Genomic DNA, 16161 nt, shown 5'->3' on the forward strand with positions numbered 1-16161 from the left:
CCTTTCGTTCGGGCCTCTTGCTCGGTCAATCCCACGGTGGCCACCTGGGGGGAGGTGAACACGACCGCCGGCACGACCGAGAGATCCAGGGCCGCCTCCCCACCCAGCATGTTGACCGCCGCTCGGGTGCCTGCGGCCGCCGCCACGTAGACTAATTGGGGTAGGTTCGTGCAGTCACCCGCGGCATAGATATGGGGCACCGAGGTACATAACCGCCGGTCCACGCACACCGCGCCCGCCGGGTCGGTTGCCACCCCGATCGCTTCGAGCCCGAGGCCCGCGGTGTTGGGCCGACGGCCGGTGGCCACCAGCAGCCGATCGCCGGACAGCCTCTCCGCCCCGAGATCCACATGGAAGCGGTGGCCATGGAACGAAATGGCCCGAGCCCGGGTGTGGGTGAGTACCCGGGCGCCTTCCTCTTCCAGCAGGCGCTGCAGCCCGGTCCCCAGGTCGGGATCCATCCGGGGCAACAGGGACTGAAGCTCGATCACGCTCACCCGAGCGCCCAGGTGCAGGAACGCCTGGCCGATCTCCAAGCCCACGGCGGAGCCTCCCAGCACGATCAGATGCTTGGGGATTTCCTCTGCCACCAAGGCCTCGGCGGATGTCCAATAAGGGGTATCGGCCAGTCCGGGGATGGATGGGATGGCGGGGGAGGCGCCTGTAGCGATCAGGAAGCGGTCGGCAGCGAGCGTTTCTTCCCGGCCATCGCGGCCGGTGATCACAAGGGAGCGGGTATCCCGGAATCGCCCAAAGCCCTCCAGCAACCGGATGGCGGGATTTTCCTCCAGGATGCGGCGGTACTTGGCGTAGCGCAGGGTATCCACCAGCGCCTGCTGCTGAGCCACCATGGCATTGCGGCGAATGACCGGCCGGCACCGCTCCACACCGTCGAATGGGTGGGCTGCCTGCAGGCGCGCGATCTCCGCGCCGCGGATGAGCACCTTGGAAGGCACGCAACCCACGTTGACGCAGGTGCCGCCCAGCATGCCGCGCTCGATCATGGTGACCCGCGCCCCCTCCTCGGCGGCGCGGAGGGCACAGGCAAACGCCGCCGAGCCGCTGCCGAGAATGGCGACGTGCAGAGAAGCCAAGATGCCTCCTTTGTTCCCAAACGGCTGGAATGCGGTTACTCTGCATTGCGTACCATAGTCCGCAGTCAAGGGGCGACCATGGGGAAGAGGAAAGGCTCAAGTCCGGCGCAGACGCTGACTGTCGGGCAGGTGGCCCGCGCCGCCGGGGTCAACGTGGAGACGATTCGCTTCTACCAACGGCGCCAGCTGGTGGACAAACCCGAAAAGCCCTTGGGGGGCGTGCGCCGCTATCCCCGCACGGTCGTGGACCGGGTGCGCTTCATCAAACGGGCGCAGCAGCTCGGCTTCACTCTGGAGGAAGTCCGCGGTCTCCTCCGCCTGGAGGAGCAGAGAAGCTGCACCGAAGCGCAGCGGCTGGCCGTGGCCAAGCTGGAGCAAGTGGAGCACCGCATCGCTGACCTTCAGCGCATGCGCCGCGTGTTGAGACGCCTGATCGACGAGTGCCGCACGCGCCGCACCCCCCTTGTCTGCCCCATCATTTCCACCCTGTCGGGAGCGAAGTCGGTTGGGACTCGCGGCACTCACCCCTACCCGCGGGGTTCCGGCCCCGTCTAGACGAGGAGCACCGTAGAGCCGGTCGTTTTGCGTCCTTGCAGGTCCCGGTGGGCCCGGGCCGCCTCCTCAAGCGGATAAGTCTGATTGATCTCGATGCGGATCTTGCCGTCCAGCACCATCTGGAACAGGGCGTTGGCCGACATGACCAGGTCTTCTCGCCTGGCGGTGTAGTGCATCAGCGTGGGGCGTGTGAGGTAGAGCGACCCCTTGGCCGAAAGCACGCCTACGTCAAAGGGAGGCACGGGACCGGAGGACTGGCCGAAGGAGACCAGCGTGCCGAACATCCGCAGGCAATCCAGCGATCTCATGAAGGTATCCTTGCCTACCGAGTCGTAGACCACGTCGCACTTGTGCCCGCCAGTGATGTCCAGCACCCGGGCAACGAAGTCCTCCCGCGTGTAGACGATGGGGTACTGACAGCCGTGGGCTTCGGCGAGCCTTGCCTTCTCGTCGCTGCCCACGGTGCCAATCACGGTGGCGCCCAGCGCCCGGGCCCACTGGCACAGGATCAGCCCCACGCCGCCTGCCGCCGCATGCACCAAGATGGTATGCTCCGACCCGAGGCGGAAAGTGCGGCGCACCAGGTATTCCGCTGTCATGCCCTTGAGCATCATGGAGGCGGCCTGCTGGTCACTGATCCCCTCGGGTACCTTCACCACCCGGTCCGCGGGCATGAGCCGCTCTTCCGCGTACGCCCCCAGGGGAGGTGAGGCGTACGCCACCCGATCGCCGGGCTTAAGTTCGGTCACGCCCTCGCCCACCTCCTCCACCACGCCGCACGCCTCCAGCCCGGGCGTGGCGGGGAGGGAGACCGGGTACAACCCGCTGCGATGGTACACATCGATGAAATTGAGCCCGACAGCGGTGTGTCGCAGCCGCACTTCGCCCTTGCCGGGAGAGCCCACCTGGACTTCTTCCCAGCGCAGCACCTCCGGCCCTCCGGTCTCGTAGAAGCGTATCGCGTGCGGCATTCGGCTCTCCTTCACAGAAGATGGACGGCGGTGCAGGCCCTGCGGCGTGGGGGTGTACCCATAGTCGAACGGCGGGAGTATGCTAACGAAAAGCCGTTCGGAACCTCAACCGCGGGCGGGTTGCCCCGGGGATCCTGGCCTCCGCCCGCACCCTTGGCCCAAAGGAGACGATCGATGTTCGTGAGCGGAGGATACGCCATGGAAGAGGAGGAAATCGAAGCAATCAAGCGCAAAATCAAGGAATTGGAGCTGGAACACCGGGACTTGGACGACATTATCAAGCGCTTGTCCCAGGATGCCTACCAGGACGAGTTGCAGCTGCGACGCCTTAAAAAGCGAAAACTTTACCTCAAAGACCATATCGCCCTGCTGGAACGCCGGCTCACCCCGGACATCCCGGCCTAGGAACAAGGCCCACCCACCGAATCTTGTGAAAAGCGCGCTGCCGTCGAGGCGAGCGCGCTTTTTCGTTTTTCCTGCGCGGCGCGGGCCCGCCGCAGGCGTCGCCCTGCGGTAAACTGTGCGCTTCCCAGTCATGCCTGCCGATTCCCCAGAGCTCCAGGTCATCGACGGCCTGCGGCGTCAACTCGCGTTTCTCACCGCCCAGGCCCGAGACAACGAGCAGGTCCTGCGCCGCTTCCAGCAATGTGAGCTGACCCTGATCGGCTCGGTCGGCTTTGCGGCCTTGTTCGAGGGCCTCTTTCACCACACCCGCCGCCTGCTGCGCCTGGCGGGAGTCAGCCTGGTGCTGCTCGACGCGGATTTCGAGTTGAGGCGCAGCCTCGAGGCGCTAGAAGTCGATCCGGCGGAGTTCCCTGGGCTAATCTTTGCGGATGATCTGAGTCGCTTGGAGCGGCTTCTCGGGCCGCGCCGTTCCCCTCGGCTCGGGCCCTTCGAGCCCGCCCTGCACGGCGGACTGTTCTCGGGGGCAGCACCGCGCAGCTGCGCGGTGCTGCCCCTGCTGCGCCAGGAGCACCTGATCGGCGTGCTCACCTTGGGCGCCAGGGAACCCCGGCGCTATACCCCAGGCCTCGGCACTGACTTCCTGATGCACCTGGCGGCGGTGGCGGCCGTGTGCCTGGAGAATGCCACCTATAGTGAACGGTTGAAGCACCTGGGTATCACCGACGCCCTCACCGGTGTCCACAACCGGCGCTACTTTGAAGAGCGGTTGGGGGAAGAAATCGCCCGGGCAGCCCGCAAGGGAGAACCCCTTGCCTGTCTGCTCCTCGATATCGACCGCTTCAAGCACGTCAACGACGCCTACGGACACCAGGAGGGAGACCGGGTCCTGCGGGAAGCGGCCTCCCGCATCAAGCGGGAGTTGCGCTCGACCGATGCCCTGGCCCGCTACGGAGGCGAGGAGTTCGCCGTGCTGCTCGGCGGCACGGACGAGGAGCTCGCCCGTCACATCGCCGAGCGGGTGCGCCGCGCCATCGGCGGCACGCCGTTCCGACTGATGCACGGAGAGGAGATCCGTATTACCCTCTCGGCGGGGGTGGCGGTACTGCGCCCGGGTCCGGGTCCCTCGGAGGGCGCCGCCCGGGACCTGGTCCAGCGGGCGGACCAAGCCCTCTACCACGCCAAGCTGGGCGGCCGGGACCGAGTCTGCAGTGACGACCCGGCCCTTGGCTGAGACACGGCGCCCGTCCGAAGGCGAATACCACCGCCGAAAGGAACGGATGGACGTCCCCCGCCATACCCGGGCGCCAGGTGGTCATAGGGCGGGAAGCCGTTGAGCCGCCCGGCACGGCAAGGCATCTAGAAAAGCGGGCCCTCCGAGTCCTCCCGCCCTGTTCCGGCGGGCAAGCCTCGTTCGCGACCGGACTCAAGGGCAAGCACACGCGCCCAGAACGTCCCTGCTCGGCCCTGCAGAGGACAGCAAACACGGGGTGAAGAAAGAAACGGCCGCGCCATCAGCGGCCCCGTTCAACCCTTCCAGGCCAGCCTCGCGGGGACGGCCGGGGTGCTGAAGCTCGCCGCCTCGTCAGCCATGCGCCGGCCCATTGTCTCCCGGATCTCGGCCCGGCGTCGTGTATCCGGCTTGGCCGGCCCACCCGCCAGCCTCTTTTAGGCACCTGCGCGCAATGTTCACTGAATATTCTTGAAGCATGACGCCTAGGCAGATCTTCCCAGGACTCGCCCCCAAGCCAGCGTGGCGGTCCTTCCAGGCAGCGAACAGGGTTTCCTAGACAAAATTCGCCACCTGCTCTTCAATTTTTTCCATGACGGAAACATAATATAGGTGCGCATTTTCGTGCGGGCCACCCCGCTTGATGGGGCTTCCTCGGAGGATCTTTGTCCGGTAGGGGTTGGGTCACGGAGAACCCGGTGCGGGAGGGGTCCTAGTCTCTCCCAAGCGCTACCTCAGCCGGCTCCGCCAGGCGAGCCAAGCACGGTGCGCGCCCGCTCAGTCGGGTTTTCATCCCGAAGACATAACTTTGACGAAAGGAGAAGTCACGTGAAAAACCTTGCTTCAGCGAGAAATCCGATCCTGACCACAGGCCGTGTCCTCGCCAGAGGCCTCATCCTGGCCGCCGGACTCGGCCTCGGCGCTACCGGTTTCGCCGCCGAGGACAAGCCGTTGACGCCTCAGCAGCAGCGCATGGCGGAGTGCTCCAAGGAAGCGAAAGCCAAAGGGCTGTCCGGGGATGCACGTAAAGACTTCATGCGCGAGTGCCTGAAGGCCGGCAAGCCCGCCGCCTCCCGAGGCGCGTCCAGCTGATCTCTGCTCCCAGGACCGCCTGTCAGAAAGGGAGGGCAAGCCTACCGGCGGTCCTCCCTTCTGCGGCGCTCAGTAGCGCAGGTACACCTGCACGTCACCCTTGTCGTCGAAGGTGTAGACGTTGTAGGGCTGAGGATCGGGCCCCTCCATGCCCGGTGACCCCACCGGCATCCCGGGCACGGCCAGGCCTTTGACCGGGGGCCGCTCCTGGAGCAGCCGCTTGACCGCCTCTGCCGGCACGTGACCCTCCAGCACATAGCCGTCTACGACGGCGGTATGGCACGACGCGAGGTAGGGGCGCACCCCATAACGGGCCTTGATCTCGGACAGATCCACCACGTCCCGGGAGCTCACCTGGAAGCCGTTCTGTTGCAGGTGCTCGATCCACTTAACGCAACAGCCGCAGTGGGGATTTTTGTAAACCGTGACTTCGCCCGCCGCGTGCGCGCCGGGCGAAGCGACCAGCGCAGCCACCAGCAGGCCCTCGCGCAACCGGCGCATCATGGCGTTCGAGCTCCTCGTCAGGCTTGCCGTTCAACGCTCGCCCCGACCAGGCCCTCATGAAACGCCACCCGCACCCGGCCAGCGCAAGCTTTGCTATTGTAAGGGTCAACGCCGATCCCGGCACCTGTCAACCCTTGCCTCAAGAGACCCGATGGCCCTGCCCCCGCCCGCCGAACTGGGCATGCCCCTGGAGGAGATCGACACTCCGGCCCTCCTAGTCGACCTGGACCCTTTCGAGCGCAATCTGCGCCGTATGGCGGATTCCCTCCGGGACCTGCCCGTGCGGCTGCGCCCCCACGCCAAGAGCCACAAGTGCCCGGAGATCGCCCGCCGGCAGATCGCCCTCGGAGCAGTGGGGGTATGTTGCCAGAAGGTGAGCGAGGCGGAAGCCCTGGTGGAAGGGGGCATCGCCGACGTGCTGGTGTCCAACGAAGTGGTCGGCCGACGCAAGCTGGAGCGGCTCGCGGCCCTCGCCCGCCGGGCTCGGGTGGCGGTATGCGTGGACGATGCCGGCAACGTAGACGAGCTGGACGCTGCCGCCCGGTGGGCGGGTGTGGAGCTGGACGTGCTGGTGGAGATCGATGTGGGGGCGGGGCGCTGTGGCGTCCCCCCGGGTCCGCCCGCCCTCGCCCTGGCCCAGCGGGTGCGGGCGCGGGAGCACTTGCGCTTCGCCGGACTACAGGCTTATCAGGGGGCGGCCCAACACCTGCGGGAGGGCGCGGCTCGGCGCGCTGCCATCGCCACTGCCGTGGACCACGTGCGGGCAACGGTCCGCTTGCTGGAAGATCACAACATCCCCTGTCCCTGGGTGAGCGGCGGCGGCACCGGTACCTATCTGCTGGAGGCCGCTAGCGGCGCTTACCGGGAAGTGCAGCCAGGTTCCTACGTCTTCATGGACGCGGACTACGCCAGGAACCTGCCGGCGCCGGAAGCCTCGCCCTCCTTCGAGCTAAGTCTTTTCGTGCTGGCGACGGTCATGAGCCGACCCACCGCCTCCCGGGCGGTGGTGGACGCCGGCTTGAAAGCCTTCAGCGTGGATTCGGGCCTGCCCGAGGTTCACGGCCGCCCAGGGCTCGCCTATGTCCGGGCCATGGACGAGCATGGGATGCTGGAAGCCGCTGCCGGAGTGCAGTTGCCGGCCTTGGGGGAAAAGCTCCTCCTGGTGCCGGGCCATTGCGACCCCACCGTCAACCTTCACGATTGGTACGTGGCCGTTCGACGCGGGCGGGTCGAAGCCCTGTGGCCCATCACCGCCCGGGGCGCGGTCTGGTAAAGAATCCCCAGGGAAAACTTCGCCTCTCTTGCCGTGGTCGAATTGGATGTCTGGGCAAGAAAGCGAAAGGAGGGGAAGTCATGAAAAAAGCCGTTGTCGCCCTGTCGCTGCTCCTCGTCACCGGAAGCGCCCTGGCCTTCGCACAGGGCCCTGAAGAGTACTACAAGCGCCGGGCCCACCAGTACATGGCTCTGTTCGAGCAATACGATGGCAATCGGGACGGGCGCATCACCCGCAGCGATATCCTGGGGCACATTGAACTGCAGGCCCGCTTCAATGACATTGACACCAACCGGGACGGCTATATCACCCGGGAAGAGATGCAAGCCTACGTGGATCGGCAGTACCTGTCCCACATCGCGACAGGCAAGTGACCGGCGCCTCAAAAAAGAAAAGCGGGACTCGATCCCGCTTTTCTTTCATGGCCCGCGAAGACTCGTTTCAGACGCTGAAGCTCTCGCCGCAGCCGCACTCGTCCTTGACGTTGGGATTACGGAAAGTGAAGCGTTCGTTCAAGCCTTCCCGGGTGAAATCCACTTCCGTGCCGTCAAGGAAGGGCAGGCTCTTGGCATCCACCAGTACCTTGACCCCGTGGCTCTCGAACAAGGTATCTCCTTCCCTCACCTCGTCGGCAAACTCGACTTTGTAGGCGTAGCCAGAGCAGCCGGCCGTGCGCACGCCCAGCCTCAAACCCAGCCCCCGGCCGCGCTTTTCCAAGAAATTACGAACATGTTTCGCCGCTGTTTCGGTCAACGTCACTGCCATCGCATTTGCTCCTTGCCGTCGACGTGCCCCATTGTAGCGCCATCTCCCTGGGGGCGTCACCGCGCCCTCAGAGGGCAAGGGCGCTCAGGCGCCGCAGCCGGGCCACCACCCCGCCCAGGGCCTGCAGGAAGGCGTCCACCTGGGCCGGGGTATTGCCGCGCCCCAGGCTCACCCGCACCGCCCCCCGGGCGAGCTCGGGAGCGACCCCCATGGCGAGGAGCACCTCGCTCGGACCCGTTTTGAGGCTGGAGCAGGCGGAGCCGCTCGCTACGCAAAAGCCCAGCCGGTCGAGCTCGATCACCAGCGTTTCGCCCTCGATGCCTTCGAAGGCAAAATAACTCGTGTTGGGAATGCGGACGGCATCCGCGCCGAAGATCACGGCCCCGAGGCGCGCCACACCCCGCTCCAGCTGCTCCCGCAGGCAAGCAAGGCGCTCGGCGTCCTCCCGCCAGCGGGCCCTGGCGAGCTCGCAGGCGAGCCCCATCCCCACGATGGCGGGCACGTTTTCCGTGCCTGCCCGCATCCCCCCTTCATGACCTCCACCGCTGATCAGCCCCCTCACCGACACTCGCTTGTCCAGCACCAAAGCCGCTGCCCCCTTGGGGCCGTAGACCTTGTGGGCCGATACCGTCAGCGCATGCACGCGCAGCGCCCGGAAATCCACCTCCATTTTCCCGAGGGCCTGTACCGCATCGCTATGCACCCAGGCGCCTGCTTCTCGGCCCCGTTGCGCGATCCGTGCCACGTCCTGAATCACCCCGGTCTCGTTGTTGGCCAGCATCACCGACACGATCCCGGTAGGACGCGTGAGCGCCGCCTCGTAATCGTCCAGATCAAGCCGCCCCTCGCCGTCCACGGCGATCCGGCGGCATTCCCATCCCTGGCGAGTTAGCTCTTGGGCAGGCTTCGCCACGCAGGGATGCTCCACCGCCGACACGAGGATCTGAGAGGGTTTCAGGAAAGCCGCCGCGCCCTTGATGAACAGATTGTTGGCTTCTGAGCCGCCGCTCACGAACACCACCTGGGACGGTTGTGCGCCCACTGCTTCTGCCACCTGCTCCCGTGCCCGGTCCACCGCCTTGCGCGCTCGGGTGCCCAGTTCATGACGACTGGAGGCGTTGCCGAAGTCTGCGCGCAAGTAAGGCAGCATCGCCTCCAGTACCCGCTCGTCCAGCGGCGTGGTGGCGTTATGATCGAGATAGACGGGATCCACGGCAGCAGGGCTTAGACCGAAACCGCCGGCTCGGGGTGGGTCTTACCACTCGCCTTGCGCTGATCTTTCAGGACCGCGACGCGCTCCTCGCGCTGCTTCGCCACCAGTTGGGCGAGGCTCACCGAGGACAGATACTCATAGATTCTCTCGTTTAACCCGGCCCAGAGATCGTGGGTCATGCAGCGCTCACCATCCCTGCAGTCCTCCTTCCCGCCGCACAAGGTAGCGTCGATCGGCTCATCCACCGCCAGGATGATGTCGGCCACGGAGACCTCGGTCATGGGCCGGGCGAGCCGGTAACCGCCCCCGGGCCCGCGCACGCTCTGCACCAGCCCGTGGCGCCGCAGCTTGCTGAAAAGCTGCTCCAGGTAAGAGAGGGAAATCTTTTGCCGCTCGCTGATCTCAGCAAGGGGGGTGGGCTTCACCCCCCCCTGAAGCCCCAGGTCGATCATGGCGGTCAGCGCAAAACGTCCTTTGGTGGTCAGTCTCATCCCGGCCGTCCCTTTTTTCCCGGCGTGTCTGCTCAGAACTCAACCCATTGAAAATACTAATAATCATCTTAAGATAAAATACACTAGCAATTTAGTCAACTATTTTGTTCAAATAAGCGGCATCGAACTTGTCCTCCAGGGCCTTGAGCTCGTCCACTCGGGCGCCTAGTCGGTCCAGCGCTTCGATGATCTTGTTGAGCCGCTGGTCGGTCACCACCGTATGGTCGAGCAAGCCGTGGATCGCCTTGACGATGGGATCGTCCATGTCCTCGCTGATGGCGTAGGCGGAAAAGCCCATCTGCTCTGCTTGGCGCTCGCGGGCGTCCTTGCGCGAATCGTCCACTAGGCGGGCGGGGATCCCCACAGCAGTCGCGCCAGGCGGCACATCCTTGACCACCACCGCGTTGGAGCCGATCTTGGCGCCGTCGCCGATGGTGATTGGGCCGAGCACCTTGGCGCCGGCGCCGATCACCACCCCCTTGCCCAGAGTGGGATGGCGCTTGCCCTTGTTCCACGTCGTGCCGCCCAGGGTGACGCCGTGGTAGAGGGTGCAGTCGTCGCCGATCTCGGCGGTCTCCCCGATCACTACGCCCATGCCGTGGTCGATGAAGAGGCGCCGACCGATACGTGCCCCCGGATGAATTTCAATGCCAGTCAGCCAGCGGCCGATGTGGGAGATGAAACGCGCCAGCCACTTGAAGCCCATGAGCCATAGCCGATGACTGACGCGATGAATGACGATGGCATGAAAACCGGGATAGCAAGTAATTACCTCCCAGGCGTTTCGCGCGGCCGGGTCGCGGTGAAAAACGCTGTCGATGTCTTCTCGAAGTCGGTCGAACATGCGGATATCCTTGAATCGCTGTACGAGTATCCATTTCCCCACCAATTCGGTCAAGAATTCGGTCACGGCTCGTACATCGCCCGAACCGCCCCGGTCGCCGATCAATCAACGCGCTTGTCATTGTCTGTCTACCGCCTTGAGGATGCCGCGCAAAAGGTTTACTTCCTCCCTTTCCAGTCTGGCGCGATCGAAAATGCGCCGCAGGCGGCGCATCGACCGCTGCGAGCGCTGCGGCGCCAGGAAGCCCACAGCGACAAGGGTGCGCTCCAAGTGGGCGTAGAAATGCTCCATGTCCTCGTGGCGCGCCATCTCCCGCAAATGCGCCCTCCCGCTCCCCGCTTGAGGCAAGGCCATACGCAGCTCGTAGCACATGACTTGCACGGCAGCCGCCAGGTTGAGGGAGTTGTAGAGGGGATTTCCAGGAATATGCACCAGCATGCGGCAGCGCTGCAATTCCTCCCGTGTGAGCCCGTTCGCTTCGTTGCCAAACACTACCGCCACCGGCCCCGCCTGAGCGGCGTCGAGCAGTTCCGGCGCAGCTTCCCGGGGCGTCAATGGCTGCGGCGCGAGCTCTCGGTGGCGGGCGGTAAGCCCTGCCGCTAGCACGGTGCCCGCCAGTGCCTCGTCGAGGCTATCCCATTGCCGAGCCTCCTCCAGTACGTCGGCTGCCGCTGCGGCCATGGCGGTTGCCTCCGGATCGGGAAAGCGCCGGGGGCGCACCAGGTAGAGCGCCGTAAGCCCCATGGTCTTCATCGCCCGCGCCGCGGCGCCGATGTTGCCTGGGTGGCTCGTGCCCACGAGCACCACGCGCACCCTCTGCAGGGGGTCGGGTTTATTCACTGGGGGAATCGCACTAAAATGCGCGGATTCTTTCGAGACCCGTCAACAGCGTCCCATGCATCCCATGCTGAATACCGCCGTCAAGGCGGCGAGGCGCGCCGGCAATATCATCCTGCGCGCCGCCCGGGATCTGGATCTAGTAAAGGTCAGCGCCAAGGGATACAACGATTTCGTCTCGGAGGTGGACCGTGCGGCCGAAGAAGCCATCATCGAGGTTTTGCGCAAGGCCTATCCGGATCATGCCATTTTAGCAGAGGAAAGCGGTGACCATGGGCGTTCGCCCTATCAGTGGATCGTGGACCCCCTGGACGGTACCACCAACTTCCTCCACGGCATGCCCCAGTACGCGGTGTCGATCGCCCTCATGCACAAGGGAACGCTCACTCAGGCCGTCGTCTACGACCCCATCCGCAACGATCTGTTCACCGCCAGCCGGGGGGCCGGCGCTTACCTGAACGACCGACGCATCCGGGTGAGCAAGCGAGCGAGCCTAGAGGGGGCATTGATCGGCACCGGCTTCCCCTATGGCCACAAAGCCCACGTCGACGCCTATCTCGCCATGCTGCGGGACGTGATGACCGTCGCGGCGGGGGTACGGCGGCCGGGCGCGGCGTCCCTCGATCTCGCTTACGTGGCCGCCGGCTGGTACGACGGCTTCTGGGAGCTGGGATTGTCTGCCTGGGACATGGCGGCCGGGTGCCTTCTCATCACCGAAGCGGGCGGCCTGGTGGGCGACCTGACAGGGGAACCCCGTCACCTGGAGAGCGGCCATATCGTTGCCGGCAATCCTAAGGTATTCGTCGAGCTGCTCAAGGTGATCGCGCCCCACCTCACCGAGAAGCTGAAGAACCCCTGATCCCCAACGCCGGTCCCGGCAGCCCCGGTCCCTCCGCTTCCCATGAAGCTCGACGACCTCTCCCGCCATACGCCAGTCATGCAGCAGTACCTGCGCATTAAGGCGCAGCATCGCGATGCGCTGCTGTTCTATCGCATGGGTGACTTCTACGAGCTGTTCTACGAGGACGCGGAGAAGGCGGCGAGGCTACTCGACATTACCCTCACTCGGCGAGGGGCTTCCGCGGGCGAGCCGATTCCCATGGCGGGGGTGCCCGTGCACACGGCGGAGCAGTACCTGGCCAAGCTCTTGCGGCTAGGGGAATCGGTGGCCATTTGCGAGCAAGTGGGGGATCCGGAGACCACCCGCGGCCCGGTGGAGCGGCGGGTGGTGCGCATCCTCACCCCCGGCACCCTCACCGACGCAGGCCTGCTGGACGAACGTGCCGAGAGCGTGCTCCTCGCCGCCACCTGGGAACGCCGGCGCATGGGGCTCGCTTGGCTCAATCTGGCCGCCGGGAGACTGCGGGTCATGGAGATCGAACCCGCCGCTCTCGGCGCCGAGCTGGAGCGGATCCGGCCAGCGGAGATCCTGCTGCCGGAAAGCCTGCAGCATCCCGCTTTGGAATCCCGTCCCATCGCGCTCAAGCGGCTGCCCGACTGGCAGTTCGATCGCTCCACCGCCCAGGACTTGCTCGCCCGCCATTTCGGCACCCGCGATCTCTCGGGATTTGGTTGCGATGAGCTGCCCCTCGCCGTTGCCGCCGCCGGCGCCCTGCTTGAGTACGCCCGGCTCACGCAGGGGGCCGCCCTCACGCACCTGCAGGGCATCACCGTGGAGCGGGCCGCCGATTTCGTGCGCCTCGATGCCACGACCCGGCGCAACCTGGAGATCAGCGAGACCTTGCGCGCAGAGCCGGCGCCCACCCTCCTTTCGGTGCTGGACACCTGCGCGACCAGCATGGGAAGCCGCCTATTGCGCCACTGGCTGCACCACCCCCTGCGCCTGCGAGGCCCCCGGGAGCAGCGGCTGCAGGCGATCGCCGAGTTGGCGGGGGAGGCACGCGAACGTTGCACCGCCCTGCGCGCCGAGCTCAGGTCCGTTGCCGACCTGGAGCGCATCGCTGCTCGCATTGCCCTGGGGAGCGCTCGTCCCCGGGATCTGGCCGCGCTGCGGGACAGCCTTTGCCGTCTCGACACCCTCAAGGCGCTGCTAGCGTCGCTGCAGGCCGCGCGGCTTGGCGAGATCCGATCGGCGCTCGCTCTACCCGAAGAGGTGGTTGACCGGCTCAAGCATGCCATCAAGGAGGTACCCGCGGCTTTCTTGCGCGATGGAGGCGTGATCGCCGACGGCTACGATCCACAGCTCGATGAACTGCGGAGCATCCAGACCCATTGCGGCGAATTCCTGCTGGCCATGGAGGCTCGGGAGCGGGCGCGCACGGGAATTGCGAATCTCAGGGTGGAATACAACAAGGTCCACGGCTTCTACATCGAGGTGTCCCGAGCCCAGAGCGACAAAGTGCCAGAGGATTACCGTCGGCGCCAAACCCTCAAGAACGCCGAGCGCTACATTACCCCAGAGCTCAAGCGCTTCGAAGAAAAGACCCTCTCCGCCCAGGAGCGGGCCCTGGCGCGGGAGCGGGAACTGTACGATGAGCTGCTTGTCTGGCTGCGCGGGCATGTGCCCCGACTCCAGGACATCGCCCGGGCCGTGGCGGAGCTAGACGTCCTTGCCGCCCTGGCGGAGCGCGCTGTGACCCTGGACTACTGCGCTCCGGAGTACACGGAAGAGCCGGTCATCGAGATCGAGGCAGGACGCCATCCGGTGGTGGAGCGGGCAACGGCGGACTTCATTCCCAACGACACTCGCCTGGGTCCTGGGCGCAGGCTCCTGGTGATCACGGGCCCCAACATGGGAGGTAAGTCCACCTACATGCGGCAAGTGGCGCTCATCGTGCTTCTCGCCTGCTGTGGCAGCTTTGTCCCGGCGAGCCGGGCGATGATTGGGCCAGTGGACCAGATCTTCACCCGCATCGGTGCCGCCGACGACCTGGCCGGGGGACGTTCCACCTTCATGGTGGAAATGACCGAAGCGGCCAATATCCTGCACAACGCCACGGAAGCGAGCCTGGTACTCATGGACGAGGTGGGCCGCGGCACGTCCACCTTTGACGGCCTCGCCCTCGCTTGGGCCATTGCCTGCCATCTCCTCACCGTCAACCGCAGCCACACCTTGTTCGCCACGCACTACTTCGAGCTGACCCGGCTCGCTGGGCTCTATCCGGAGGCCGCCAACGTGCATCTGGGGGCAGTGGAGCATGGCGACAAGGTGGTCTTTCTCCACACGGTGAACGAGGGGCCCGCGAGCCAGAGCTACGGGTTGCAGGTGGCAGCCCTTGCCGGTGTCCCGGCGCGGGTGATTGCCCACGCGCGCAAACAACTCCATTGGCTGGAAACCCAGGGATTGACTCGGTCGCGGCAGGGAGATCTATTCGCGCCGCCGATCGAGGCGCCGGCGGAACCCCCACTTCACCCAGCCCTCGACGCCCTTAAGGCGCTGGAGCCGGATGACTTATCACCCCGGGAGGCGCTGGAAAAACTCTACGAGCTCAAGCGCCTGAGCGGGGCATGAGTATGCGGCCGGGCGTGCGGAAAGCGCTCCCTCTAGGCGCAGGGAAGCCAGGCGGATGGATCGCGGGTCGACGAGGCACTCGCCACTGACCGCGGCCCTAATCCCGGCCGCCTTCAGTGGTGCCCGTGGGGGCCGTGGACGTGTCCGTGGGCGAGCTCTTCCGGGGTGGCCGGCCGCACGTCGGTCACCTGGCAGTCGAAGCGCAGCCGCATGCCAGCCAGAGGGTGGTTGCCGTCCACCACCACCTTGTCCTCAGCCACCTCGGTCACGGTGAAGATGTGCACCTCCCCCGACTGCTCGCCCCGGCCCTCGAACTGCATGCCCACCCGCACCTCGGCCGGAAACAGGGCCCGATCCTCCACCCGTACCAGAGCAGCGTCGTATTCCCCAAAGGCGTTTTCCGGCTCCATGGTGACAGAGCATTGATCCCCAGGCTGCTTACCCTCGAGGGCATCCTCCACCAAGGGAAAGATGCCATGGTAGCCCCCATGCAGGTAGGAGACCGGCTGCTGGGATTCCTCGATCAGGTTGCCCTGGCCGTCGAACAGCCTGTAGGTGAGGGTGACGACGGTGTTTTTTGCGACGATCATGACGATGTTCCTTTCGTTCATTGAGCCGGATGACGAACCTACCTGGCCCAGCCCGGATGTTCCTAGCCCAACGCCGCTGCCTCCGAGAGGCGTCTTGATGAGATATCCGGGCTAGACGACAAGGTACCGTCAAAGGGTCCTGCCGCGCAACCGTCGCCCGTTATCGCTTAGGAGCGCCTTCTTGAAATAGGGGAGCCGGCTTTGGCGCCAAGCTGCTTGACCAGTCCCAGCACCGCTTGGGCGTGGCCTTTGGGGTTTACCCCGTAGAGGGCATGGCGGACGATGCCTTTCTTGTCGATGATGAACGTGGAGCGGCACACGATCAGCCGGCGCTTGCCCTCCACCTCTTTTTCCTGAAGCACGCCATAGCGGCGGCACACCTCGCCGTCGGTGTCGGAAAGGAGCTGGATGGACAGCCCGTGCTTGTCGCGGAAGGAGCCATGGCTGATGCAGTCATCCCGGCTCACCCCCAGCACCACGGTGTCCCAGCGCTTGAATTCCTCCTCCAAATCGCTGAAGTCGATCGCCTGCATGGTGCACGCCGGGGTATCGTCCTTAGGGTAAAAGTACAGCACCACGTTCTTCTTGCCACGAAACGCCGACAACCGCACCATCGCCATGTCGGCGTCGGGAAGATCGAATTCCGGCGCGGCTTGGCCGACTTGAATCATGACGGGCGCTGCATCCATCGTCGAGGAGAAATTGCGAGGCCATTCTAACGTATTTGTCTCACGGCACAATGTGCGATCGAGCCGATCGCCCATTTCCTTTGACAGCGAACAATGCAACTCCCTGTCAAAACCTCAAGAAGCAAATACAAATGATGT

Annotated in this window: 18 protein-coding genes; 8 read left to right on the forward strand and 10 right to left on the reverse strand. The window is 65.3% G+C overall.

Annotated features, from left to right (window positions below; translation table 11 throughout):
• Positions 1-1094, reverse strand: a 1094-nt coding sequence (locus V7Q81_RS09720; protein WP_333842580.1) for an FAD-dependent oxidoreductase, incomplete at its 3' end; no start/stop codon positions are given.
• A gap of 78 nt (positions 1095-1172) precedes the next feature.
• Between V7Q81_RS09720 and merR the strand changes: the two genes are divergently transcribed.
• Positions 1173-1649 (forward strand): Hg(II)-responsive transcriptional regulator, encoded by a 477-nt coding sequence (gene merR / locus V7Q81_RS09725; protein ID WP_333842583.1) that lies wholly within the window; start codon positions 1173-1175, stop codon positions 1647-1649.
• On the opposite strand, the gene V7Q81_RS09730 is transcribed toward merR, so the two are convergent.
• A complete protein-coding gene (locus V7Q81_RS09730) occupies positions 1646-2620 on the reverse strand; it encodes a quinone oxidoreductase family protein (RefSeq protein WP_333842586.1) in 975 nt (324 codons plus the stop codon). The two genes, merR and V7Q81_RS09730, sit on opposite strands and share 4 nt — an antisense overlap.
• 174 nt (positions 2621-2794) lie before the next feature.
• Here V7Q81_RS09730 and V7Q81_RS09735 point away from each other — a divergent pair, with 174 nt between their 5' ends.
• The 3 genes from V7Q81_RS09735 (at position 2795) to V7Q81_RS09745 (ending at position 5345) form a co-directional block, all read left to right on the forward strand.
• Positions 2795-3025, forward strand: a complete 231-nt coding sequence (locus tag V7Q81_RS09735) for a YdcH family protein (protein WP_333842589.1) — start codon at positions 2795-2797, stop codon at positions 3023-3025.
• Positions 3026-3155: 130 nt separating this feature from the next.
• Entirely contained in the window at positions 3156-4256 is a 1101-nt protein-coding gene (locus V7Q81_RS09740; RefSeq protein ID WP_333842591.1) for a GGDEF domain-containing protein, read from the forward strand.
• Between the two features lie 825 nt (positions 4257-5081).
• Positions 5082-5345, forward strand: coding sequence for a PsiF family protein (locus V7Q81_RS09745; protein ID WP_333842594.1), 264 nt, complete (start codon positions 5082-5084; stop codon positions 5343-5345).
• Between the two features lie 69 nt (positions 5346-5414).
• Here the strand turns inward: V7Q81_RS09745 and V7Q81_RS09750 are convergent, their stop codons facing one another.
• Positions 5415-5849 carry a DUF411 domain-containing protein gene (locus V7Q81_RS09750; protein WP_333842596.1) on the reverse strand — a complete coding sequence of 145 codons (435 nt, stop codon included), beginning with the start codon at positions 5847-5849 and terminating at the stop codon, positions 5415-5417.
• A 151-nt stretch (positions 5850-6000) separates the two neighbouring features.
• Here V7Q81_RS09750 and V7Q81_RS09755 point away from each other — a divergent pair, with 151 nt between their 5' ends.
• Positions 6001-7122 (forward strand): DSD1 family PLP-dependent enzyme, encoded by a 1122-nt coding sequence (locus V7Q81_RS09755; protein ID WP_333842598.1) that lies wholly within the window; start codon positions 6001-6003, stop codon positions 7120-7122.
• A gap of 80 nt (positions 7123-7202) precedes the next feature.
• Positions 7203-7496: an EF-hand domain-containing protein gene (locus V7Q81_RS09760; RefSeq protein WP_333842601.1), complete on the forward strand. Its 294-nt coding sequence runs from the start codon at positions 7203-7205 to the stop codon at positions 7494-7496.
• Between the two features lie 67 nt (positions 7497-7563).
• On the opposite strand, the gene iscA is transcribed toward V7Q81_RS09760, so the two are convergent.
• The 5 genes from iscA to V7Q81_RS09785 all read right to left on the reverse strand — a co-directional run bounded on the left by iscA (position 7564) and on the right by V7Q81_RS09785 (position 11275).
• Positions 7564-7887: an iron-sulfur cluster assembly protein IscA gene (gene iscA / locus V7Q81_RS09765; protein ID WP_333842603.1), complete on the reverse strand. Its 324-nt coding sequence runs from the start codon at positions 7885-7887 to the stop codon at positions 7564-7566.
• A gap of 67 nt (positions 7888-7954) precedes the next feature.
• A complete protein-coding gene (locus tag V7Q81_RS09770; RefSeq protein ID WP_333842605.1) occupies positions 7955-9100 on the reverse strand; it encodes a cysteine desulfurase family protein in 1146 nt (381 codons plus the stop codon).
• A gap of 11 nt (positions 9101-9111) precedes the next feature.
• Positions 9112-9591, reverse strand: a complete 480-nt coding sequence (locus V7Q81_RS09775; protein ID WP_333842607.1) for a Fe-S cluster assembly transcription factor — start codon at positions 9589-9591, stop codon at positions 9112-9114.
• 91 nt (positions 9592-9682) lie between these two features.
• Positions 9683-10435 carry a serine O-acetyltransferase gene (gene cysE / locus V7Q81_RS09780; protein WP_333842609.1) on the reverse strand — a complete coding sequence of 251 codons (753 nt, stop codon included), beginning with the start codon at positions 10433-10435 and terminating at the stop codon, positions 9683-9685.
• 117 nt (positions 10436-10552) lie between these two features.
• Complete coding sequence (locus V7Q81_RS09785; protein ID WP_333842611.1) at positions 10553-11275, reverse strand: RNA methyltransferase; 723 nt, start codon at positions 11273-11275, stop codon at positions 10553-10555.
• Between the two features lie 55 nt (positions 11276-11330).
• Here V7Q81_RS09785 and V7Q81_RS09790 point away from each other — a divergent pair, with 55 nt between their 5' ends.
• Both V7Q81_RS09790 and mutS read left to right on the forward strand, forming a co-directional pair.
• Complete coding sequence (locus V7Q81_RS09790; RefSeq protein WP_333842614.1) at positions 11331-12131, forward strand: inositol monophosphatase family protein; 801 nt, start codon at positions 11331-11333, stop codon at positions 12129-12131.
• 42 nt (positions 12132-12173) lie between these two features.
• Complete coding sequence (mutS, locus tag V7Q81_RS09795) at positions 12174-14744, forward strand: DNA mismatch repair protein MutS (RefSeq protein WP_333842617.1); 2571 nt, start codon at positions 12174-12176, stop codon at positions 14742-14744.
• A 113-nt stretch (positions 14745-14857) separates the two neighbouring features.
• On the opposite strand, the gene V7Q81_RS09800 is transcribed toward mutS, so the two are convergent.
• Together V7Q81_RS09800 and V7Q81_RS09805 are read right to left on the reverse strand one after the other, a co-directional pair.
• Complete coding sequence (locus V7Q81_RS09800) at positions 14858-15334, reverse strand: FKBP-type peptidyl-prolyl cis-trans isomerase (protein ID WP_333842620.1); 477 nt, start codon at positions 15332-15334, stop codon at positions 14858-14860.
• A 167-nt stretch (positions 15335-15501) separates the two neighbouring features.
• Positions 15502-16005 (reverse strand): peroxiredoxin, encoded by a 504-nt coding sequence (locus V7Q81_RS09805; protein WP_333842623.1) that lies wholly within the window; start codon positions 16003-16005, stop codon positions 15502-15504.
• Between the last annotated feature and the right edge of the window lie 156 nt (positions 16006-16161).

The organism is Pelomicrobium sp., from assembly GCF_036803785.1.
Classification (GTDB): Bacteria; Pseudomonadota; Gammaproteobacteria; order Burkholderiales; family UBA6910; genus Pelomicrobium.